This is a genomic window from Sphingomonas mollis (assembly GCF_016427505.1).
GTDB lineage: Bacteria > Pseudomonadota > Alphaproteobacteria > Sphingomonadales > Sphingomonadaceae > Sphingomonas > Sphingomonas mollis.
In genome coordinates this window covers 177,490-199,143 of the sequence record NZ_JAELXS010000001.1, presented here as the reverse complement: position 1 = coordinate 199,143, position 21,654 = coordinate 177,490, and the positions used below count along the sequence as shown (strand labels likewise).

Here is a 21,654-nt window from a genome sequence, read left to right as displayed (position 1 = left end):
CGCATCATCTCCATCAACCCCGGAACAGCCCGCCCAGCACGCCGCGCGCGATCTGCCCGATCAGGCCACCACCGGCGGACGAGGATCGCCGCCGCGTGCCGCCGCCGAATATCTGTTTGCCGACCTCGTTCGCCACCTGCCGGCCGATCGACGACGAGGCCGCGCGCGTCGCCGACGTCGCCATCTTCGACCACGGGCTGTTCGCCGCCTCGCGCTCGGCCTCACGCTGTGCCTGCGCGTCGGCGCGCGCCTGCCGATCCGCCTCGCGCTGTTCGGCGATCCGTGCGCGCTCGGCTTCCTTGGCGGCCCTGGCATCGTCCTTCGCCTTCAGTGCGGCGGCCTTCTCCGCATCGTCGGCGGCCCGCGCGGCGGCGGCGGAGGCGGAGGCTTCCTGCGTCTTCGCGGCCAGCAGTTCCTCCGCCGACTCTCGATCGACGACGTGATCGTATTTGTCGCCGACCATGTCGGTCTCGATCAGCACCTTGCGCTCCTCGGCCGTGACCGGGCCGACCCGACTGGCGGGCGGCTTGATGAGCGTGCGTTCGACCGGCGAGGGCGCGCCATCGGCCATCAACAGCGACACCAGCGCCTCGCCCACCTTCAACTCGGTGATCGCGGTCGCGACGTCCACGTCCGGATTGGCGCGGAACGTCTCCGCCGCCGCGCGCACCGCCGCCTGATCGCGGGGCGTGAAGGCACGCAGCGCATGCTGCACGCGGTTGCCCAGTTGCCCGGCGACCTTGTCGGGAATATCCAACGGATTCTGCGTAATGAAATAGATGCCGACGCCCTTCGACCGGATCAGCCGGACGACCTGTTCGATCTTGTCGAGCAGCGCATCGGGCGCCTCGTCGAACAGCAGATGCGCTTCGTCGAAAAAGAACGCCATCACCGGCTTGTCGGGATCACCCACCTCGGGCAGCACCTCGAACAATTCGCTGAGCAGCCACAACAGGAACGTGGCGTACAGCTTGGGGCTGGCCATCAGCTTGTCGGCGGCCAGGATATTGACGACCCCGCGCCCCTTGTCGTCGGTGCGGATCATGTCGGCGAGGTCCAGCGCCGGCTCGCCGAAGAAATGCTCGCCGCCTTGGGCACGCAACTGCAACAGCGCGCGCTGGATCGCACCGACCGACTGCTTCGACACATTCCCGTACATCGTCGTCAATTCCGCCGCCCGCTCCGCGCAATGCGCCAGCAACGCCTGCAGATCGTCCAGATCGAGGAGCAGCAACCCCTCCTTGTCCGCCAGATGAAAGGCGATGGTCAGCACGCCTTCCTGCACCTCGTTCAGATCCATCAGCCGCGCCAGCAACAGCGGCCCCATCTCGCTGATCGTGGCGCGCACGGGATGCCCCTGTTCGCCGAACAGGTCCCAGAACTGCACGGGATTGTCGCGATATCCCCAACCGGTATCGCCCACCTCCGCCGCCCGGGCGGCGAACATCGCGTGGTTCCTGCCCGTCGCCGATCCCGCCATGGCCAGTCCCGACAGGTCGCCCTTCACGTCAGACACGAAGCTGGGCACCCCGACCGCGGAGAACCCCTCGATGATCCCCTGCAACGTCACCGTCTTGCCGGTGCCCGTCGCCCCGGCGATCAGGCCGTGGCGGTTGGCGCGTTTAAGGTCGATCGCCTGCGGCTTGCCGCCGCCAAGCCCGATGAAGATGCCGTCGGTCATGCCATCACCCTACGCCCCGTCGCGCTCAAAAGGAAAGGGCCGCCGCGGTTTCCCGCGACGACCCCTTGCCGTTGGTAAAAATCAGGCTCAGCCCGAACCGTTCGCCTTGGCGCCTGAGGCCTCGGCTTAGCCCGTCATTGCGAGCGTAGCGAAGCAACCCAGAGCGTGGTCCATGACGCTCTGGGTTGCTTCGGTACGCTCGCAATGACGGATAGGTATATCACGCCCTGACGCTGCTTAGCCTGTCGAAGCCCCATATCGAAGGATGCCACCGCTAGAGGCATATCCTTCGATACGGGTCTTCGACAGGCTCAACGCCGTCCTGAATGCTCAGCCCTTGGCGATCTTCAGCGGCAGGAATCGCGCCGGGCTCTTGCCACGCTGCGCCAGTACAAGCACCTGCGGGCGACCAGCCGCCTTGGCCTGTGCCACCGCGCTCGCCATTTCGGCGGGCGTGCGGATCGGCGTGCCGTTGACGGCGGAGATCACGTCGCCGCGCTGCAACTTCCCCGCCGCGTCGCTGGCCGGATCGACCTGTGCGATCACCACGCCCTGCACCGTCGAATCAACGTTCACCTGCCGGGCTATCGCCGGGGTCAGCGTCTGCACCGTCAGGCCCAGCGTGTTGCTGCCCGCCGGTGACGTCGCGCCCGGCGTGCTGTCGTCGCCGTCGTCGGTGGTGAAGTCATCGCCCTGACCGCTCAGCGCCGCCAGCTGCTTGTCGCTCGGCCGCTCGGCCACCACGACGTTGAACGACTGCGGACGGCCATTGCGCAGCACGTCGAGCTTCGCCGGCTGGCCCGGTGCGACGTTGGAGGCGAGGTACGACAGCGTCGTGTCCGGCGTGACCGCCTGACCATTCACCTTCGTCACCACGTCGCCCGCGCGCAGACCGGCCTTCGCCGCCGGACCACCGGGCGCGACGCCCGCCAGCAACTCGCCCTGATTCTTGGCGATGCCCAGTGCGGCGGCCGTATCATCATCGATACCGCCGGGCTGCAACGTCACGCCCAGATAGCCGCGCTGGATCTTCTGGCCCTTCATCAGGGTCGCGATGATCGGCTTGGCCTCTTCGGCCGGGATCGCAAAACCGATGCCGATATTGCCGCCCGACGACGAGAAGATCTGGCTGTTGATGCCGATCACGTCGCCGTTCAGGTTGAACATCGGGCCGCCCGAATTGCCCTGGTTGATCGAGGCGTCGGTCTGGATGAAGCGGTCATACGCGCCGCCCTGCCCGGTCACGCGATGCACCGCCGACACGATACCCGCCGTCACCGTGCCGCCGAGACCGAACGGCTGGCCGATCGCGACCACCCAGTCGCCGACCCGCGCACGCGCCGAATCGCCGAACTTAACGAACGGCAGGTTCGCCGCATCGATCTTCAACAGGGCGAGATCGGACGCCTCGTCGCGGCCGATCAGGCGCGCGGTGTACTCCTTGCGGTCATTCAGCGTGACGGTGATCGATTCCACCGTCGCGCCGCGCGCCGGCGCCACGACATGATTGTTGGTGACGACATAGCCATCGGCCGAGATCAGGAAGCCCGAACCAAGCGACTGCCCTTCACGCTTCTGCGGCTGCTGCGGTCCACCCTGACCGAACATACCCTCGAACGGAGTCCCGGCAAAGGGATTGGCCTGCTGCTGCGGTGCCGCGATCGACTGTTTGGTCGAGATGTTGACCACGGCCGGCTGCAACCGGGCGACCATGTCGGCAAAGCTCATCGGCGCGCCGCCCTTGGGCGCAGCGGCCTGGATCGCACCGGGCTCGTTCTGCGCGGTCTGGGCGGAGGTCGGCTGGAGCGCCAGCGTGGCGGTCGCACCGCCAAGCAGCAACGCACCGGTAATAGCGTAGGCGTAGCGCACTGTGTTTAGTTCCTCTCGTTCGTCGTTCGAACCCGTCGACTTATCGACGAAAACGGCTGAACGACGGTTGAATATGAACGGCTGGTCAGCGTGTCCGACCTTCGAACTGACGAAGATAGGAATTGTTCGGCGACAGGATGATCTGCGTTGCCCCACGCCCGTCGGTGCTGCCGTCCGCCCCGAAGGTGCGGCGATATGACTGCATCGCGCGATAGAAGTCGTAGAACTCGGCATCCTTGCCGAAACTCTGCGCATAGACGCGCGACGCCGCGGCATCCGCATCCGCCTGCACGATGCGGGCCTGACGCTGCCCCTCGGCGGTGATCGTGATCGCCTCCTGCTGGCGCGCGGTCTGCATCCGGCGCAGCGCGCTTTCCAGCGGCGTACCCTCGGGCAGTTCGGCCTGCTTGATCCGCACATCGACGATCTCGACGCCGTACTGGCGTGCGCGGCGGTCGAGTCCCGTCTGGATCGCGTCCATCACTTCGCTGCGCTCGGCGGTCAGCAGCACGGCGAACCGCACCTTGCCCAGTTCGTTGCGCAGCGTCGATCCGAACAGCGGCCGCAACTGGTTGACGACGCCCTCCTCGCTGCCCGCCGTCGCCAGCATCAGCCGGGGATCGACCACGCGAAACCGCGCGAACGCATCGACGTTCAGCCGCAACTGGTCGGTCGACAGCACCGGCGTATTTTCCAGATCGAGATCCAGCGTCCGCTTGTCGACATAGGTCACGCGGTCGATGAACGGCACCCGCGCGATCAGGCCGGCACCACTGTTACCCGGCGCCTGCCCCGCCTGATACCGGTTGATGACCCGGATCGGTTGCGCCAGTCGATAGACCACCGCCTGTTTCGTTTCCGGCACGATCGCGAAGGTCGCCGCCGCCAGGATGACGATCAGCAGGGCGGCGATGCCCAGGATGACCGGGTTCTTCCACGACATGGCGTTCACTGTCCCGCTCCCGCCGTCGGTTCGGCCGCCTGAGGCTGCGCCTGCGCCGCCGGCTGGGCGGCCTGCGGCTCACCTGCCCGCTTCGCGTTGGGCAAAGGCAGGTACGATACGACGCCCGATGGTTCGACGATGGTCTTGTCGGACTTCGCCAGCACGGCCTCCATGGTCTCGTAATACATGCGCCGACGCGTCACGTCGGGCGCGAGGCGATATTGCTCGTACACCCGGTCGAACGCCGCGGCCTCGCCCTGCGCGCTGGCGATCACCTGCTGCGCATAGGACCGCGCCTTGTTGACCGCGCCGACCGCTTCCTGCTGCGCCGCCGTCACCTTGTTGAAATCGTCGACGATCTGCTGCGGCGCCGCTGCCCGGTTGATCGACACGCCCTGGATTCGGACACCCGATTTATAGCTGTTGAGGATCGACTGCATCGATTCCGCCACCCGCTGCTCGATCGTCGTCCGCCCCGCGCCCAGCGCCTGGTCGAGCGTCGTCGTGGCGATCACCGCGCGCATCGCGCTTTCCGCCGCCGCGCGTACGGTTTCCTCGGGCTGGGCCAGCTGGAACACGTAATCGCGCGGATCGCCGATATTCCACCGCACCGAATAGGTCAGGTCGACGATGTTCTGGTCCGCCGTCAGCGCCAGATTGACGCCGTCGCCGCGCGGGAAATTCTCGGTGCGGAACCGCTGCACGTCCACCGTCTGCACCCGCGCGATCGGCGCCGGCGGGGTCAGTTGCACGCCCGGCTGCAGCACCCCGGCATAGCGACCGAAATAGGTCACGATCCCGCGCTGCTGTGGCCCGATCTGGTGGATCGAGGTGAACAGCACCCACACCGCGACGATGATCGCGGTGCCGATCGCCCACAACATGCGCGGATTGGCCCCGGCGGGCAGGCCCGGAAAGCCGCCGCCCGAACCGCCGCCGCCGCCCGGCCCACGTGCCTTTTTCAGGAACTCGTCCAGCGCGCTGGGCCGGGCCGCGCCCTTGCGCCCCCCCGGCGGCAAGGCCCAGGGGTTGCGGGGACCGCCGTCATTGCCTTCGTCCGAGCCGCCCCAGGGGCCCTTCGGATTGTCGGCGGCGAGGATAATCGGGCGCTTGAACCAGCGCGGCAGGATCGTCATCCTTCCTCTATAGGAAGGCCGTCGCGCGAAAAACAGTGGCAAGGAACCATTGCCGGCCTATCTGATGCGCCATGGCGGATATGAAAACGATGGAAGCGGCGATCGTCGCGGTGGCGGGTGCGCGCGCGACGGTGCGGATGGATGGTGAGCGGATGGGCGTGGTGATCGACGCCACCGGCCTGTCGCCCGCCGCGCGCGACGCGATGGAGGCCGCCGTCCGCGCCGCCGCCCCCGCCGCCCGCGTCATCGTCACCGCCGAACGCGCGGCCCGCGCCCTGATCGCGGTGGCCAGCGGCAAGGGCGGGGTCGGCAAATCGACGCTGGCCGCCAATCTCGCCATCGCCCTGTCGCGCGGCGGCCGCCGGGTCGGTGTGGTCGATGCGGATATCTATGGCCCGTCGCAGCCGCGGCTGCTGGGCGCGGAGGGCACCCGACCGGAGGCGCTGGAGAAGCAGCTGATTCCCGTCGCCACCCCCTTCGGCGTCCCCCTGTTGTCGATGGGCCAGCTGGTCGAACCCGGTCGCGCCATCGCGTGGCGCGGGCCGATGATCGCCGGCGCCCTCAGCCAGCTGGTAGAGGGTGCATGGGGCGCCGCCGACACGCTGGTCGTCGATCTGCCCCCCGGCACCGGCGATGTGCAGTTGACCATGGTGCAGAAACATCGCCCGGCCGGCGCGGTGATCGTATCGACGCCGCAGGATCTCGCGCTGATCGACGCCACCCGCGCGATCGATTTCTTCGTGAAGGCAGGCGTGCCGATCATCGGTCTGGTCGAGAACATGGCCGGATATCAATGCCCCCATTGCGGCGAGGTATCCGACCCCTTCGGCCGCGGCGGCGCAGAGGCGGCGGCGCGCGATCTCGGCATCCCCTTTCTGGGTCGGGTGCCGTTGGAGATCGCCATCCGCACCGCCTCCGACGCAGGGAGGCCACCCGCCGCCGAGCCGGACGATACCGTCTTCGCGCCGCTGGCCGCGCAGGTCGCCGCATGGCTCGCCGCACGGTGAAACCCGGCGCGGCGGGCGGACGTTGAGGCGGGCGAGAGATCAGGAGTTCCCGCCATGCCGCTCACGACCGATGCCGAAATCCGCGACCTGCTCGAATCGGCGCGCACCATCGCCCTGGTGGGCGCCTCGGATCGGCCGAATCGCCCATCCTACGGAGTGATGGCCATGCTCCAGCGCCACGGCTACCGCGTCATCCCGGTGAACCCGCAGATCACCGGCGAGCACATCCACGGCGAATTCGTCTTCCGCGAACTGTCGCAGCTCGGCGATCCGATCGACATCGTCGATATCTTCCGCAAATCCGCTGCGGCGGGCGAGGCGGTGGATCAGGCGATCGCCATCGGCGCCAAGGCCGTCTGGATGCAGTTGGGCGTGATCGACCACGACGCCGCCGACCGGGCCGAGGCCGCCGGCCTGAAAGTGGTCATGGACCGCTGCCCCGCCATCGACATTCCCCGGCTTGGGCTGGCGCGCATCGAACCTGCTGCCTGACGACATCATCGGGTTCGACCGGAAGACGATCGCAAACCGATCTTCACGATCAGCACACGATAACCACCCAAGACCCTCTGCGTCTCCGCGTGAGACCCCTGCCTTCTGGACGCCCCGCTTTACCGATGGAGCCGAACCGGGCATGATCGTCGCCGTAGCGGGAGGCGCGGATGCTGTTGCTGATGTTGATGCTGGCCGACGACATGGGCGCGCTGATGCAATCGGCACGCGACCGCACCGCCGCCGAACATCGCTGCGTCGCCACTGCCGATACCACCGACATCACCGTCTGCGGCCTGCGCCACGCCGATCGTTACCGCGTCCCCTTCGTCGTCCACGATCCGGGTGATCCACGCCACGAAGGCGTATCGGCGGAGCGAAACCGCCTGCTCGCCCGCACCGACAATTGTCAGGAGAAACGCGCGATTCAGGTCGGCTGCGGCTTTGCCGGCGTCCACATGACCACCGGCGGCAACGGCACCAGCGTCGGCGGCATGCGAAAACTCGCGCCGTGATCCTCGCGCTGCTTCTGGCCGCACAGACCGCCGCCGTCCCCCTGCAACCGGCATCGCCGCCGCAACGCCTGTCGATCCTCGCGTCCGATTGTCCCAAACCGACCGGCGAGGAAATCACCGTCTGCGCCCCCGTCGCGCAGCCGCGCCTGCCGCTGCCGGCCGAACGCGGTCCGCCCGATCATCCCGTGCCGTCCAATCCCGATCTTCGCCCCACGACGGCGATGAACCAGACTGCTGCGCCTTGCGCTTCGTTACAGGGCGGCTGTCAGACCGGCATTGATGTTCTCGGCGGCGGCACCGCCGCGATCCGGCTGATCGGCAAATTGATCGACCCCGATAGTTGCTGCGAACGCCCCGGCGAATCGACCAGCGCCGGCATGTTGATCGGCGACATGGTCGGCGGCATCAAACGCGCCTTCGCCAAAAAGCCCGACAAGTCGAACCGCGTGTCCGTCGCGCTTGATACCCCGCCGCCCTCCACGGCCGGCCGGTTGCTGCCGTAACACGGCGAAACCACGACCGCCGCTCGATCACCCCCGTCATTCCCGCGAAGGCGGAAATCCATATTGGCGAACGCGGCGGCAGGAATCACAGGCTTCAAAGGTTCTGATCCCCGCCTCCGCGGAGATGACGGTCGGCGACATGCCGGATGTCCTACAGCAGGCCATCAGACTATACTCGCCCAACGACCGCTCTTTCACACCGTCCAGCCCCCCGCACCAGCACCCCCTCGCGCGTACACACGCGTACGTGGGTGTGACTTTCGGGACTTTCCGCGCCCGTTCCTCACCCCAGGATCGGCATCCACAACGGCTGCCCCGCCACGCTCTGCGACCCGCGCAGCCGCTCCAGCGCCTGCGCCACGCAGCGTTCCGGTCCCTCATGCGTCACGATCGCGACCAGCACCCGGTCGTCGACCGTTGCCCCCCGCTGGATCAGGCTTTCGATCGACACGCCCGCGTCACGCATCGCCGCCGCGATCTCGGCCAGCACGCCGACCCGGTCCTCGACCATGAAGCGCAGATACGCCCGCCCGCGGCGCTCGCCGCTGTCCGCCGGTTTTGCGTCGGTCAGCACCGCCGCCGGCATCGCGAACGGCGGACCGAACTCGCCGCGCGCGATATCGATCAGGTCGGCGACCACCGCACTTGCGGTCGGCCCCTCGCCCGCTCCCGGCCCCTGGAACAGCAGGCGGCCGACGAAATTCCCCTCCGCCACGACCGCGTTGGTCGATCCGGTGACATGCGCCAGCGGATGATGGAACGGCACCAGATGCGGATGCACCCGCTGGAACAGCCCGTTCGGCCCCGATTCGGCCAGTCCGACGAGCCGCACCCGGTGGCCCAACGCCGCCGCCTCGGCGATGTCGGCGCCCAGCACGTGGCGGATGCCTTGCGCCGCCACGTCGCCGAACGCCGGCCGCGTGCCGAACGCGATGCTCGCCAGGATCGACAGCTTGTGCGCGGCATCGATGCCGTCGATGTCGAACGTCGGGTCCGCCTCGGCAAAGCCCAGCGCCTGCGCCTCCGTCAGCACCTCGGCGAAGTCGCGGCCTTCGGCCTCCATCTTCGACAGGATGAAATTGCACGTGCCGTTCAGGATGCCATAGACGCGGCCGATCTCATTGGCCGCCGCGCCCTCACGCAGCCCCTTGATGACCGGGATGCCGCCCGCCACCGCCGCCTCGAACTTCAGCGGACAGCCGGCCTTTTCCGCCGCCTCGGCCAGCTCCAGCCCGTGATGCGCCAGCATCGCCTTATTGGCGGTGACGAAGCCGCGCCCCGCCGCCAGCGTCGCCCGTGCCAGCGTCAGCGCCGGGCCGTCCGATCCGCCGATCAGCTCGGCCACGACATCGACGTCCGGGTGCGCCGCCAGCGCAGAGGTGTCATCCACCCATTCGAAGCGCGACAGGTCGATCCCCCGATCGCGCGTCCGGTCGCGGGCGGATATCGCGACGACCTCGATCGGCCGGCCCGCCCGCCGCGCGATCAGATCGCGATTGGCGTCCAGCACGCGGATCACCCCGCCGCCCACCGTGCCCAGTCCCGCCAACGCCACCCGCAACGCTTTTGCCATCGTCATGAATTCCCGATCCTGATGGCCTGCGACTAGGCGAGCCGGCCGGCTTTGCAAAGCACCGGCGTTCGCGCCATGGTCGGTGCATGACCACGACCGCTACCCGGCCGATCGCCGAACTCACCGTCCGCAGCATCCTGCTCGGCGGATTGATTACCCTGCTGTTCACCGCCGCCAACGTCTATCTGGGGCTGAAGGTCGGGCTGACCTTCGCCACCTCGATCCCCGCGGCGGTGATCTCGATGGCGATCCTGCGCTACCTGCCCGGCGCGACGATCCTGGAAAACAACATCGTCCAGACGGTCGCCTCGGCGGCCGGCACGCTGGCGGCGATCATCTTCGTGCTGCCCGGCCTCGTCATGATCGGCTGGTGGCAGGGTTTCCCGTATCTGACGACGGCGGCGATCACCGGTTTCGGCGGCATCCTAGGCGTGATGTTCTCCGTGCCCCTGCGCCGCGCGCTAGTGATCGACACCCCCCTGCCCTATCCGGAGGGCCGCGCCGCCGCCGAGGTGCTGAAGGTCGGCGCCGGCAGTCGCGAAGGCGCGGCGGAAAGCGCCCGCGGCCTGTGGGTTATCATCTGGAGCGCGCTGGTATCGGGCGGTTTCGCCATCCTGACCCAGACGAAGCTGGCGGTGGCGGAGGCCGCCCTCTGGTTCCGCGCCGGCGGCGGCGCGACCGGCATCGCCGGCGGCCTGTCGTTCGCCCTGATCGGCGCCGGGCATCTGGTCGGCCTGTCGGTCGGCCTCGCGATGTTCGCCGGCATCGTCATCGGCTGGTGGATCGTCCTGCCGATCCTGACCGCCGCCAGCCCGATGCCCGCCGCCGGCATCGCCGAATGGGCAGGCACCGTCTTTCGCAGCGACGTGCGCTTCTTCGGCGCGGGCGTGATCGGCGTCGCGGCGATCTGGACGCTGCTGCGCATCATCGGTCCGGTCACCAACGGCATCCGCTCGGCGCTGGCGGCATCGCGGGCACGACGCGGCGGCGCGATCATCGCCGATACCGAACGCGACCTGCCGATCGGTCTGGTCGGCCTCGTCTCGCTCCTGATGATGATCCCGATCGGCCTGCTCCTCTGGTCGGTCATCGCCGGCGGGCCGCTGGCGGGATCGGAAGTCGCGCTGATCGGCGGGGCGCTGTTGTTCATCCTCGTCATCGGCCTCGTCATCGCGGCGGTGTGCGGATACATGGCCGGCCTGATCGGCGCGTCGAACAGCCCGGTGTCGGGCATCGGCATCCTCTCCGTCCTCGCCGCCAGCCTGATGCTCGTCGGCCTGTTCGGTCGCGGCACCCCGCCGGAAACGACGCAGGCGCTGGTCGCCTATGCCCTGATCGTCACCGGCATCGTGTTCGGCGTCGCCACGATATCCAACGACAATCTTCAGGATCTGAAGACCGGCCAGCTGGTCGGCGCGACACCGTGGAAGCAGCAGGTGGCGCTGATCTTCGGCGTGATCTTCGGATCGCTGGTCGTACCGCCGGTCCTGAACCTCCTTGGCAGCACGCTGGGCTTCGTCGGCGCGCCGGGCGCCGGCCCCAATGCGCTGGCCGCACCGCAAGCCGCGCTGATTTCCGCTCTGGCGAAGGGCGTGCTGGGCGGCGACCTGAACTGGGCGATGATAGGCTGGGGCGCGCTGGCCGGCGCGATCGTCATCGTCGTCGATGAGGCATTGGGCCGAACGGGGCGGATGCGCCTGCCGCCGCTCGGCGTCGGTCTGGGCGTCTATCTGCCGATGACGGTGACGCTGCCGGTGGTGATCGGCGCGGTGATCGGGTCCGTCTACGACCGTTGGGCAAAGCGACAGGCCGACCCGGAGGCGGCGGAGCGGATGGGCGTGCTGGCCGCGACCGGGATGATCGTCGGCGAAAGCCTGTGGGGGGTCGCCTTTGCCGGCATCGTCTATGCGACCGGCAGCGACGCGCCTTTGGCCCTCGTCGGTGATTCGTGGGCAGTAACGGCTGCCGTCGGGGGGACGGCGCTGTTCCTGATCCTCGTCGTCATACTCTATCGCTATGCGCAGCGAATGGTCCGGCCCGCCTGACCATCCGGTCGCTTTTCGGATCGAATTTCGTGGCGGCTGATGCAGGTATATAATCTGCAATAATCACTGCCCTTTTGGTTCTAAAAACGGTGGATTAATATCTACTTCACTGCTTACCAGTCACAACATACGGGGTTGTAGGCGGGGTCCGGCGCGGCGATGGGCATTACCAGTTACGAAATGTCACCGCATCCCGCCAACGAGGCACAGCGCGAGCAGGCGGTGATCCGCTCCGGCGCGCTGCACGCCACCGGCCGCGCTGAATTGCAGCGCGTCGTCGATCTGGCGTGCGAGGCGTTCGTGGCGCCGATGTCGTCGGTATCGATCGTGTTTCGCGACTGGCAATATCTGATCGCGACCAAGGGTATGAAGGCGGGCGTCTATCGCCGCTCAACCTCATTTTGCGGCCACGCGATCATGGCGCCCGACACCATCTTCTGCGTGCCGGATGCGACACGCGATCCACGGTTCGCCGGCAACCCCGTCGTGACCGAGGGGATGGAGCTGCGTTTCTATGCCGGCGCCCCGATCATCGACGACAACGGCCTGCCGCTCGGCACGATCTGCGTCATCGATGTGGAGCCTCGCGAGCCCATCTCGCCGACCGAGGCGCACTGCCTCGAAACGCTGGCGGCGGACATCATGGCGATCTTCCATCGCCACGCCCTCGTCCCCTCCGACGAACCGGCCTGATCGCCGGCCGCCATCGGGGCTGCCTCACATCGCGGCCAGCAACTCGCTGATCGGCACGAACGCGAACCCGATCGAACTGTCGGCGATGCCATAGGGCAGGAACAGCGAATTGCCGTGCCGGATCGCGCCGCATGAATAGACCACATTGGGTACATATCCCTCGCGATCCTGATCCTTCGCGGCCAGCAACGGTTCTTTCGTCCGGCCAATGACCTTCGACGGATCGCGCTTGTCGAGCAGCGCGGCGCCGATCGAATATTTGCGCATCGCCCCAACACCGTGGGTCAGCAACAGCCAGCCCTCGTCCAGTTCGATCGGTGGCCCGCAATTGCCGATCTGCACCAGTTCCCACGGATATTCCGGCGTCAGTATCTTGGCGCCGTCGTCCCAATGGGTCAGGTCGTCCGACTTCAGCAGGAACAGGTTCTCGCCATCCGACCGGCCGATCATCATATACTGGCCGTCGATCTTGCGCGGGAACAGCGCCATGCCCTTGTTCCGGCTGGCGGCGCCCGTCATCGGCACCAGATCGAACGCACGGAAATCGCGGGTTCGCATCAGCTCCGACTGGATCTGCGAGCCGTTATAGGCGGTGTAGGTGCCGATCCATTCCCACGTACCGTCGTCGTGCTGGAAATGGACGATCCGCAGATCCTCCAGCCCCTTCGACTGGGCGGCGGTCATCGGGAAGATCACCGTGCCCGAGAGCGTCGAATCGCGGTGACGATGGACGGTGATCGGCCCTTCCGGCATCGATTCCAGATCGCTGCCGACCGCGTCCGTGGCCGTGGCAAAGGGCGGCTCGGGCGCCAGCTTCATCTGCTGGCTGTCGGTGATGATCCCCTCGCGGAATGCCACCGACGAGATATGTCCCTCGCCTACCGCACGCATCGACATCAGGATGCGCAGCGACCCCGGCGGCATGCCCGACTGGTCGAAATGCGGCACCGCGCTGGGGTTCATCAGCGCGGCGGCGGCATAGCTGTACTCGTGGCAGAAATACGCCCCGATCAACTGCCGCTTCTCGTCACCGATCTGCGCGCCGTCCAGTCCGAGCAGATCCTCGATCTCGTCGTACCGCGTCATGAACACGCGGCGGGTCTGCCAGTGGCGGGCCTCGAAATCCTTCAGCACCACTTCCAGCTGCTCGCGGGCCTGAGCCGGCGTCATGCCGAGCACTTCCGCCACCAGCCGCTCGGTACGGTTCGGCGTCGCGCCCTTGCCGCCCCAGGCGATGTGGAACGGGCGCACGACGACGCGCGACGGATCGGCATGCAGCCGAAGTTCGTGAGTGAACAGATTCATCGCAGAAAGATGGCCTCGCTCGTAATCTTCGGCACGCCGATGCGAGCGGGGCTACGCGACGGCGCGTGTAGCCCCTGCCACGGGGACGACCCCTTGCGAAAGCCCAGAAATCGCACAATTCGCCAATTGCAGGGCCAGGATCGATTCAGCACCCTGATTCCGGTTGAGACCGGTGGGCATCAACCCATCGAAACAGCCACCGTCCTTCGGACTGGCCAATGGCAGGTCGAGATCGTTCATCCCCAGGAACCAGCCATAGGCGCGCTTGGCTTCCTTCATCCACCGCTCGTCACCCGTCGCCTCGAACGCCGCCAGACAGGCATCGACCGTCGCTTGCGCCTCCAGCGGTTGTTGATCGAACTGCAGCGGTTCGCCGTATGGCCGGTGGAAGCTCTCCGTCCCCACCGCGCGGAACCGACCTTCGGGCGAGGTCTGCGTCGTGCAAATCCATTCCAGTGTGGAAAGGCCACACTGGACCAGATCGTCCCGCTCCAGTGCCCGTCCCGCCCGGATCAAAGCCTCGGGCAGGCGAGCATTGTCGTATGCGAGCACGATCTCGAACCATTGCCATTCCGGACGCCGCGTGCCGGCGAGCAGTTCGAGATGCATGTCAGGGAAGCGTTGCAGGATCGACCGCGACAATTCATGCCCCGGCCGCGCTTCCAGCATCGCCGCTGCGCCCAGCATGGCGAACGCCTGCGCACGCAGCGATCCCAGATCGAAGGCGATGCTGGCGGTGATGTCGAACATCGCCCCGGCCCAATCGCGATGCTTCTGTTCCAGTGCATCGCGCGCGGTGACGCCCAATGCCCACAACGTCCGGCCGTTGGAGTCCTCAGACCCCTCATCCTCACACCAGGTGCGATCGAAGTTCATGAAGTTGCGGAAGCGGCGTTTGTCGGGATTCCACGCATACTGGATGAACGATCCATAGATCGTCATCCACTTGTCGCGCCGTTCGGCATCCAGATCGGCCATCGCGCTGACCAGCATCAGCGCGCGGGCATTGTCGTCGATGCAATAACCATGGCGGCGATCGGGGATCGAATAGATCGAATGCTGCAACATCCCCGTCGAGTCACTCATCCGCTCGACCGCAGCGAAATCGGGGGCGAGCGGTTTCACGCTCGGGGCCGCCTTGGCGATCCGTCGCGGGCGGGCGGCTACCGCCGCCTCGGTCTCCTCCATCGTCGCTTCGGCCAGGCGCGGCCAGATCATCGTGCGCCCGCGCGCATAGGCACGCTCGGACAACCGACGGCGATCGCCATCGTTCGACAACAGCGCGTCGATCTCATGTGCGAACGCCGCGACGTCACCGAAATCGACCAACACGCCGTGCCGGTCCGCCAGAATCTCGGTCGCATGGACGTATGGCGTCGATACCACGGGCTTGCCGACACCGATCGCATAAGAAAGCGTGCCGCTCGTGATCTGGGCAGGGTTGGTGTACGGCGTGACGTAGATATCCGCGGCCTGCAGATAATCGATCAGTTCGTCATGCTCCAGAAAGGCATCGACGAACTCGACGTTCGCGGCGACACCCTTTTCCTCGGCCAGCGCCTTCAACCGGTCGCGGTATTTCTCGCCTTCATGCGCCACCAGATTCGGGTGCGTCGCGCCCAGCACGACATAAAGGAGGTTGGGATGATGCTCGACCGCCACGGGCAACGCGGCGATGATCGTCTCGATCCCCTTGTTCGGCGCGAGCAGCCCGAACGTCAGCACCACCGGTCGTCCGGCCCAGCCGAAATTCGCCTTCACATCGGCGGGATCGACCAGCGCACGATCAGGTACGCCGTGCGGGATCATCACGACCTGCCGCAGATTGGCGCCATAGACACGTTGCAGGATGTCGCGGCCCCGCTCGGCCATCACGATCACCTTGGCGGCGCGGCGCAATAGCTCTTCGAGCACCCGGCGCTCGTCCACGCTCGGTTTTTCCAGCACCGTGTGCAGCGTCACGATTACCGGCAGCGTCGTGCGGTCGAGCAGCGCGAGGATGTGCTCCCCCGCCGGCCCGCCATAAATGCCGTATTCGTGTTGCAGCCAGATCGCCTTCGCCCCGCTCGCCTCGATCTTGCGGGCGGTGTCGAAATAGGCCGACAGGTCGTTCTGGGGGATCGTGCCGATGACCGCATCGGGATAGTCGTATTTACCCGGATGATCGTCCATCGCGTATACGTCGACGCGGATATCGGGAAAACGATGGCGGACCGCCGTATAGACGTCGGTGGTAAACGTCGCGAGGCCACACTGGCGCGGCAGGAAATTGCCGATCAGGGCCAGATGATTGATTGCCGTCGCGTTCGTCGCTTCCGCCATCTTTATTCCTCTAAATGAGCGTGGTCACAGCACTCCCGGAAACTGCACCAGATACATAAACCGTTCATCTGGCAGAAAGTTGCATGGATATGGTGCATCGCAATAAGAAATTACGTCGTTCTGACTGACGTTATCCCCGTCCGCGATAGGGTGCGACCCCCTGATCGGGCAGCCACAGACTGGCCGGTGGCGTCCCCGACTGCCAGAAGACGTCGATCGGGATGCCGCCGCGCGGATACCAGTATCCGCCGATCCGCAGCCAGCGCGGTTGCATCTCCTCGAACAGCCGCTCGCCGATGCCCACGGTGCAATCCTCGTGGAAACCGGCGTGATTGCGGAAACTGCCGAGGAACAGCTTCAGCGACTTGGATTCGACGATCGTCTTGCCCGGCGCGTAATCGATCACGAGGTGCGCGAAATCTGGCTGCCCCGTCACCGGGCACAGCGATGTGAATTCCGGCGCCGCGAAACGCACCAGATAGGTGCTGCCGGGCCGGGGATTGGGAACATAATCGAGCACCGCCTCTTCCGGTGTAGCGGGAAGCGCGCTGGTCTGGCCAAGATGCATGGGTGTCATGCGCGACCATGTAGGAGATCGACGGCTCGATGAAAACGCTGATCCCGGTGCTGGGCGATCAACTGACGATGACGCTGTTGTCGCTGAATGACGCGGACCCGGCCGATACCGTCGTCCTGATGATGGAGGTCGCCGACGAGACGACCTATGTCCGCCACCACAAGCGCAAGATCGCGTACATCCTGTCCGCCATGCGCCACCACGCCGATGCGTTGCGCGATGCCGGCTGGACGGTCGACTACGTCACGCTCGACGATCCCGACAACAGCGGCAGCTTCACCGGCGAGATCGCCCGCGCCGTTTCCCGTCACGCCCCGGACCGGATCGTCGTGACCGAGGCGGGCGAGTGGCGCGTCGCCGCGATGATCGATGCATGGGAGACCTTGTTCGGCATCCCTGTCGATATCCGCCCCGACACCCGCTTCGTCGCCACCCATGCCGAATTCGACGACTGGGCGAACGACGGCCGGGTCGAGCTGACGATGGAGTGGTTCTACCGCGTCATGCGCCGCAAGACCGGCCTGTTGATGGACGGCAACCAGCCCGCCGGCGACCGCTGGAATTTCGACAAGGACAATCGCAAGCCGGCCAGGGCCGATCTGCTGATGCCCCGCCCCCTGTCCTTCCCGCCAGACAAGACGACGCAAGCGGTGCTCGATCTCGTCGCCACCCGCTTCGCCGACCATCCCGGCAGCCTCGACGCATTCGATTATGCCGTCACCGCCGTCGATGCCGAGCGACAGGCCGCTGCGTTCTTCGCCAACGCCCTGCCGCAGTTCGGCGATTTCGAGGATGCGATGCTCACCGGCGAGCGGCATCTCTGGCATTCGATCCTCAGCCCCTACATCAATTCCGGCCTGCTCGATCCGCTCGACCTGTGCCGCCGGGCGGAGGCCGAGTACCGCGCCAGCCGCGCGCCACTTAACTCAGTGGAGGGCTATGTCCGCCAGATCATCGGCTGGCGCGAATTCATGCGCGGCATCTATTGGCGCGAGGGGCCGGATTATGTCGACCGCAACGCGCTCGACCATCATCGCCCGCTCCCCGGCTGGTACTGGACCGGCGACACCGACATGCATTGTCTGGCGGAAGCGATCGGCCAGACGCTCGACACCGCTCACGCCCATCATATCCAGCGGCTGATGGTGACGGGAAACTTCGCGCTGCTGATCGGCGCGGATCCGAAGCAGGTGCATGAATGGTATCTGGAGGTCTATATCGACGCCTATGAATGGGTCGAGCTGCCCAACACATTGGGCATGAGCCAGTTCGGCGACGGCGGCCTCGTCGGCTCCAAACCCTATATCTCGTCGGGCGCCTATATCGATCGCATGTCCGATTATTGCGGGCGTTGCCGGTATAATGTGAAGAAACGGATCGGCGACGATGCCTGCCCTTTCAACGCGCTCTACTGGGATTTCATTGCTCGTCACGAGGATAATCTCGGCCGCAACCGCCGCATGGCGATGCCCTACCGCACCTGGGCCAAGCAATCGGACGACGCCAAGGCCGAAACCCGCGCGCAGGCCGCCCGTTTCCTCAGCCGGCTCGACGCCAGCGGAGACGCTGGCTACTGACGATCCCCATGGACTCGCTGGTAACCACCGACTGGCTCGCCGACGCCCTCGGCGCGCCCGATCTGATCGTCGTCGATGCGACGTTGCTCGACGCGTCGCTTGGCCGCGATGCGCGCGCGGAATTCGAGGACGGGCACATCCCCGGCGCGGTCTTTCTCGACCTCGCGAACCTGCGCGATACCGCGTCGTCGCTGCCCAACATGCTGCCCGACGCCGCACAAGTCGCTGCGCATCTGTCGGCGCTGGGGATCGGCGACGGCAAGCGCATCGTCCTGTACGACGCGTCGCCATGGCGCACCGCCGCGCGGGCGTGGTGGCTGATCCGCAGTTACGGCATCGGCGACGTCGCGATCCTCGATGGCGGCATCGCCAGATGGCGTGGCGAAGGCCGCCCCCTCGCTACCGGCCCGGCAACTCCGACCCAGCGTTCGGCGACACCGTTGTTCAACGAGGCCCGGCGGCGCGACATGGCCCAGATCCGCGCCAATCTGGCGAGCGGCGCCGAACAACTGATCGACGCCCGCTCCGCCGCGCGTTTCACCGGCGATGAAGGCGACCCACACGGTGCCGCCCCTGGCCACATCCCCGGATCGCGCAACATTCCCTATGGCCGCCTGTTCACCGCCGACGGCACCTGGAAACAGGGCGAGGCATTGGCGGCCGAATTCGCCGACTTCGATCTCGACGCGCCCATCGTGGCCACCTGCGGCTCCGGCGTCACCGCCGCGGTGCTCGCGTTCGGCCTGCATCTGCTCGGTCGCGAGGCCGCGATCTATGACGGCAGCTGGTCCGAATGGGGCCGCGATCCCTCCACTCCCAAGGCGACCGGCACCGCATGAGCCACGATTCCCGTTCCGACAAACCCGCCACGCAGGTCGTACAGGCGGGTCGCCGACCCGAATGGACCGCCGGCATCGTCAACCCGCCGGTCTGGCGCGCATCGACCATCCTCTATGACTCGGTCGCCCATCTGCGCGACTCCGCTGGTCGGGACACGCATCACCGCCTGTTTTACGGCCGGCGTGGCACGCCGACGCAATGGTCGCTCGCCGATGCGCTGACCGAACTGGAACCGGGAGCGGAGGGCACCTTCCTCTACCCCTCGGGCGTCGCCGCGATCGCCGCCGCGCTGCTCGCGATCCTGTCGCGGGGCGACGAGCTGCTGCTGGTCGACAGCGCCTATGATCCCACCCGTGGCCTCGCCACCGGGCTGCTCAAGCGCTTCGGCATCACCACCCGCTTCTACGACCCGATGATTGGCGCCGGCATCGCCGACCTGATCGGCCCGAACACGCGCGCGATCTTCATGGAAAGCCCCGGCAGCCTGACGTTCGAGGTGCAGGATATACTTGCCATCGTCGCCGTCGCGAAGGCGCACGGGATCGCGACCCTGCTCGACAACACCTGGGCGACGCCGCTGCTGCTGCCCGCCATCGCATTCGGCATCGACTACACCATTCTCGCCTGCACCAAATATATCGTCGGTCATTCCGACGTCATGCTCGGCTCCGTCACCGCCGGCCCCGACCGCTTCGCCGCCCTGCGCGATACCAGTTTCCAGCTCGGCCAGCACGTCTCCCCCGACGACGCGTGGCTCGGCAGCCGTGGCCTGCGCACGATGGCGATCCGCCTGAAGCAGCATGGCGAAAGCGCGCTGAAGATCGCGCATTGGCTGAACGGACGGCCGGAAGTCGCCACCGTCCTCCACCCCGCCCTGCCCGACTGCCCCGGCCACGACGTGTTCGTCCGCGATTTCCGCGGCCCCGCCGGCCTGTTCTCGTTCGTCCTGAACGGTGGCGACGAGGCCGCGCGCGCCGCGCTGATCGACGGCCTTGCCCATTTCGGCATCGGCTATAGCTGGGGCGGCTATGAAAGCCTCGCCATCCCCGTCGATCCGCATCGCCACCGCAGCGTCACCCGCCGCGACCAAGCCGGGCCGATGATCCGGCTACAGATCGGGCTGGAGGATGCCGACGACCTGATCGCCGATCTCGACCGCGGCCTCGCCCGCTTCGCTGCCGCGCGGGGATGACGCCGTCACCGGGCCTTGCGGGGGGCGCCAATCCTTTCGCCGTCTGGTGGCATTCGACCGGCTTCGACACGCCGGACCGCACCGACCTGACCGAAGTGGCGATCGCCGGCGGCTTCGTGCTGTTGTGTCTCGTCGCCGGCGTCATGGCCGGGCGTCACCTTGGCCCCGTCATCGCCCGCTGGTGGAAAGATCATGTCGCCGGGCATCACGAGCCCGCCTGGGGAGAGGGCGTCGCGCCGCGTCTATGTGCGATCGTCCGCCACGGCACTGCCGCGCTGCTGCTGGAACTGCTGCTCGCGGTCTATCCGTGGGGATCGTTCGCGGCGCTGCCGATCGGGATCGCGCTCGGCCTCGCCGCCGCATTCACCGCGCACCAGATATTGCGCGGACTGGGCCTGCCGCGCTGGATCGGCTGGTCGGTCGCCCTGATCGCCTTCGTCGCACTCCTCAGTCAGGCGGTCGGCGGCCTCGACCCGATTACCGCGGTGCTGGAGCGGATCGGCATCAACATCGGCCGTCGTCGCCTGTCGGTTCTCACCGTCATCACCATGATGCTGACGGTCGTCGTGCTGTTCGCCATCGTCCGCCTCGCCAACCGGGTCATCGCCCACTGGATCGCGCGTACCGGCAGTCTGGACGCGACGCAGAAACTGCTCGCCCAAAAGCTCATCAGCATCTTCGTCGTCATCGCCGCCTTCTTCTTTGGCATCGATCTGCTCGGCATCGACCTGACGACCTTCGCGGTCTTCTCCGGTGCGCTCGGCCTCGCGGTCGGGTTCGGCTTGCAGAAGACCGTCGGCAACCTGATCGCCGGCATCATCCTGTTGATGGACCGGTCGATCAAACCGGGCGATGTCATCGTCGTCGGGCAGGAAGCCGGCCGCGTGAACCGGATCGGCGTCCGCGCCGTCTCGATCATCACCCGCGACGGCAAGGAACATCTGATCCCGAACGAGAATCTGATGACGCAGGAGGTGGAGAACTGGTCCTTCTCCGACCGCAACGTCCGCGTCCGCATCCCCGTCGGCGTTCCGTACGAATGCGACCTGCGCGTCGCCCAGCAACTGATGCTGCAGGCCGCGCGCGAATCCCCGCGCGTGCTGAACAGCCCCAAACCCAATGTCTGGCTGACGTCGTACGGCGACTATGCGGTCGAACACGAAATCCTCGCCTGGATCAGCGATCCCGAAGGCGGCGTCGGCAATGTCCGTTCCGACGTGCTGAACCGGTTGTGGTGGCTGTTGAAGGACAACGGCATCGACATCCCCGTCCCCCGCCGCGACATCCGGATCATCGAACGGCGCGAACCGCCAGACCGCGAAATATAGCTGATCGCCAGCCTGATCCCTCTGTGGCCAGACAGCAACACTGTCCCATATTCGGT

At 66.7% G+C, this 21,654-nt stretch carries 18 protein-coding genes; 10 read left to right on the top strand and 8 right to left on the bottom strand.

All coding sequences use genetic code 11. The features are described 5' to 3' along the window. Positions 1 to 13: 13 nt before the first annotated feature. The 4 genes from JAO74_RS00895 to hflK all read right to left on the bottom strand — a co-directional run bounded on the left by JAO74_RS00895 (position 14) and on the right by hflK (position 5,629). A complete protein-coding gene (locus tag JAO74_RS00895; protein WP_199034103.1) occupies positions 14 to 1,681 on the bottom strand; it encodes a helicase HerA-like domain-containing protein in 1,668 nt (555 codons plus the stop codon). Positions 1,682 to 2,011: 330 nt separating this feature from the next. After that, positions 2,012 to 3,550 carry a Do family serine endopeptidase gene (locus JAO74_RS00890; RefSeq protein ID WP_199034101.1) on the bottom strand — a complete coding sequence of 513 codons (1,539 nt, stop codon included), beginning with the start codon at positions 3,548 to 3,550 and terminating at the stop codon, positions 2,012 to 2,014. Between the two features lie 85 nt (positions 3,551 to 3,635). After that, positions 3,636 to 4,493: a protease modulator HflC gene (hflC, locus tag JAO74_RS00885; RefSeq protein ID WP_199035084.1), complete on the bottom strand. Its 858-nt coding sequence runs from the start codon at positions 4,491 to 4,493 to the stop codon at positions 3,636 to 3,638. Between the two features lie 5 nt (positions 4,494 to 4,498). Further along, a complete protein-coding gene (gene hflK, locus JAO74_RS00880; protein ID WP_199034099.1) occupies positions 4,499 to 5,629 on the bottom strand; it encodes a protease modulator HflK in 1,131 nt (376 codons plus the stop codon). A gap of 71 nt (positions 5,630 to 5,700) precedes the next feature. Between hflK and JAO74_RS00875 the strand changes: the two genes are divergently transcribed. The 4 genes from JAO74_RS00875 (at position 5,701) to JAO74_RS00860 (ending at position 8,146) form a co-directional block, all read left to right on the top strand. Continuing rightward, positions 5,701 to 6,636, top strand: coding sequence for an Mrp/NBP35 family ATP-binding protein (locus JAO74_RS00875; protein WP_199034097.1), 936 nt, complete (start codon positions 5,701 to 5,703; stop codon positions 6,634 to 6,636). Between the two features lie 54 nt (positions 6,637 to 6,690). After that, the gene (locus JAO74_RS00870) at positions 6,691 to 7,128 is read left to right on the top strand and encodes a CoA-binding protein (RefSeq protein ID WP_199034096.1); all 438 of its coding nucleotides are present in this window, start codon (positions 6,691 to 6,693) and stop codon (positions 7,126 to 7,128) included. Positions 7,129 to 7,298: 170 nt separating this feature from the next. Continuing rightward, on the top strand, positions 7,299 to 7,643 hold the full coding sequence (locus JAO74_RS00865; RefSeq protein ID WP_199034095.1) for a hypothetical protein: 345 nt from the start codon (positions 7,299 to 7,301) through the stop codon (positions 7,641 to 7,643). Beyond that, complete coding sequence (locus JAO74_RS00860) at positions 7,640 to 8,146, top strand: hypothetical protein (protein ID WP_199034094.1); 507 nt, start codon at positions 7,640 to 7,642, stop codon at positions 8,144 to 8,146. Before JAO74_RS00865 ends, JAO74_RS00860 begins: the two co-directional genes overlap by 4 nt. 283 nt (positions 8,147 to 8,429) lie before the next feature. Here the strand turns inward: JAO74_RS00860 and JAO74_RS00855 are convergent, their stop codons facing one another. Further along, positions 8,430 to 9,719, bottom strand: coding sequence for a homoserine dehydrogenase (locus tag JAO74_RS00855; protein ID WP_199035082.1), 1,290 nt, complete (start codon positions 9,717 to 9,719; stop codon positions 8,430 to 8,432). An 86-nt stretch (positions 9,720 to 9,805) separates the two neighbouring features. Between JAO74_RS00855 and JAO74_RS00850 the strand changes: the two genes are divergently transcribed. Next, a complete protein-coding gene (locus tag JAO74_RS00850; protein WP_199034093.1) occupies positions 9,806 to 11,764 on the top strand; it encodes an OPT family oligopeptide transporter in 1,959 nt (652 codons plus the stop codon). A 159-nt stretch (positions 11,765 to 11,923) separates the two neighbouring features. Next, positions 11,924 to 12,457 (top strand): GAF domain-containing protein, encoded by a 534-nt coding sequence (locus tag JAO74_RS00845; RefSeq protein ID WP_233150530.1) that lies wholly within the window; start codon positions 11,924 to 11,926, stop codon positions 12,455 to 12,457. Between the two features lie 24 nt (positions 12,458 to 12,481). On the opposite strand, the gene JAO74_RS00840 is transcribed toward JAO74_RS00845, so the two are convergent. The 3 genes from JAO74_RS00840 to queF form a co-directional block, all read right to left on the bottom strand. After that, positions 12,482 to 13,762, bottom strand: coding sequence for a glycoside hydrolase family 130 protein (locus JAO74_RS00840; protein WP_199034091.1), 1,281 nt, complete (start codon positions 13,760 to 13,762; stop codon positions 12,482 to 12,484). Between the two features lie 51 nt (positions 13,763 to 13,813). Beyond that, on the bottom strand, positions 13,814 to 16,084 hold the full coding sequence (locus JAO74_RS00835; RefSeq protein ID WP_199034089.1) for a glycosyltransferase family 4 protein: 2,271 nt from the start codon (positions 16,082 to 16,084) through the stop codon (positions 13,814 to 13,816). Positions 16,085 to 16,214: 130 nt separating this feature from the next. Further along, the gene (queF, locus tag JAO74_RS00830; protein WP_199034087.1) at positions 16,215 to 16,661 is read right to left on the bottom strand and encodes a preQ(1) synthase; all 447 of its coding nucleotides are present in this window, start codon (positions 16,659 to 16,661) and stop codon (positions 16,215 to 16,217) included. A 29-nt stretch (positions 16,662 to 16,690) separates the two neighbouring features. On the opposite strand from queF, the gene JAO74_RS00825 reads away from it, so the two are divergent. The 4 genes from JAO74_RS00825 to JAO74_RS00810 are packed head-to-tail and all read left to right on the top strand — an operon-like array spanning position 16,691 to position 21,598. Continuing rightward, positions 16,691 to 18,238, top strand: coding sequence for a cryptochrome/photolyase family protein (locus JAO74_RS00825; protein ID WP_199034086.1), 1,548 nt, complete (start codon positions 16,691 to 16,693; stop codon positions 18,236 to 18,238). An 8-nt stretch (positions 18,239 to 18,246) separates the two neighbouring features. Next, positions 18,247 to 19,077 (top strand): sulfurtransferase, encoded by an 831-nt coding sequence (locus tag JAO74_RS00820; protein ID WP_199034085.1) that lies wholly within the window; start codon positions 18,247 to 18,249, stop codon positions 19,075 to 19,077. Further along, complete coding sequence (gene metC, locus JAO74_RS00815; RefSeq protein ID WP_199034084.1) at positions 19,074 to 20,270, top strand: cystathionine beta-lyase; 1,197 nt, start codon at positions 19,074 to 19,076, stop codon at positions 20,268 to 20,270. The genes JAO74_RS00820 and metC overlap by 4 nt, the downstream gene beginning before the upstream one ends. Next, positions 20,267 to 21,598: a mechanosensitive ion channel family protein gene (locus JAO74_RS00810; protein ID WP_233150529.1), complete on the top strand. Its 1,332-nt coding sequence runs from the start codon at positions 20,267 to 20,269 to the stop codon at positions 21,596 to 21,598. The genes metC and JAO74_RS00810 overlap by 4 nt, the downstream gene beginning before the upstream one ends. Positions 21,599 to 21,654: the final 56 nt, after the last annotated feature.

Coding starts and splice junctions, on each gene's coding strand:
- JAO74_RS00895 (WP_199034103.1), bottom strand. CDS start 1,681: ATGACCGACGGCATCTTCATCGGGCTTGGCGGCGGCAAGCCGCAGGCG.
- hflC (WP_199035084.1), bottom strand. CDS start 4,493: ATGTCGTGGAAGAACCCGGTCATCCTGGGCATCGCCGCCCTGCTGATC.
- hflK (WP_199034099.1), bottom strand. CDS start 5,629: ATGACGATCCTGCCGCGCTGGTTCAAGCGCCCGATTATCCTCGCCGCC.
- JAO74_RS00875 (WP_199034097.1), top strand. CDS start 5,701: ATGGCGGATATGAAAACGATGGAAGCGGCGATCGTCGCGGTGGCGGGT.
- JAO74_RS00870 (WP_199034096.1), top strand. CDS start 6,691: ATGCCGCTCACGACCGATGCCGAAATCCGCGACCTGCTCGAATCGGCG.
- JAO74_RS00865 (WP_199034095.1), top strand. CDS start 7,299: ATGCTGTTGCTGATGTTGATGCTGGCCGACGACATGGGCGCGCTGATG.
- JAO74_RS00855 (WP_199035082.1), bottom strand. CDS start 9,719: ATGGCAAAAGCGTTGCGGGTGGCGTTGGCGGGACTGGGCACGGTGGGC.
- JAO74_RS00850 (WP_199034093.1), top strand. CDS start 9,806: ATGACCACGACCGCTACCCGGCCGATCGCCGAACTCACCGTCCGCAGC.
- JAO74_RS00845 (WP_233150530.1), top strand. CDS start 11,924: ATGGGCATTACCAGTTACGAAATGTCACCGCATCCCGCCAACGAGGCA.
- JAO74_RS00840 (WP_199034091.1), bottom strand. CDS start 13,762: ATGAATCTGTTCACTCACGAACTTCGGCTGCATGCCGATCCGTCGCGC.
- JAO74_RS00835 (WP_199034089.1), bottom strand. CDS start 16,084: ATGGCGGAAGCGACGAACGCGACGGCAATCAATCATCTGGCCCTGATC.
- queF (WP_199034087.1), bottom strand. CDS start 16,661: ATGACACCCATGCATCTTGGCCAGACCAGCGCGCTTCCCGCTACACCG.
- JAO74_RS00825 (WP_199034086.1), top strand. CDS start 16,691: ATGAAAACGCTGATCCCGGTGCTGGGCGATCAACTGACGATGACGCTG.
- JAO74_RS00820 (WP_199034085.1), top strand. CDS start 18,247: ATGGACTCGCTGGTAACCACCGACTGGCTCGCCGACGCCCTCGGCGCG.
- metC (WP_199034084.1), top strand. CDS start 19,074: ATGAGCCACGATTCCCGTTCCGACAAACCCGCCACGCAGGTCGTACAG.
- JAO74_RS00810 (WP_233150529.1), top strand. CDS start 20,267: ATGACGCCGTCACCGGGCCTTGCGGGGGGCGCCAATCCTTTCGCCGTC.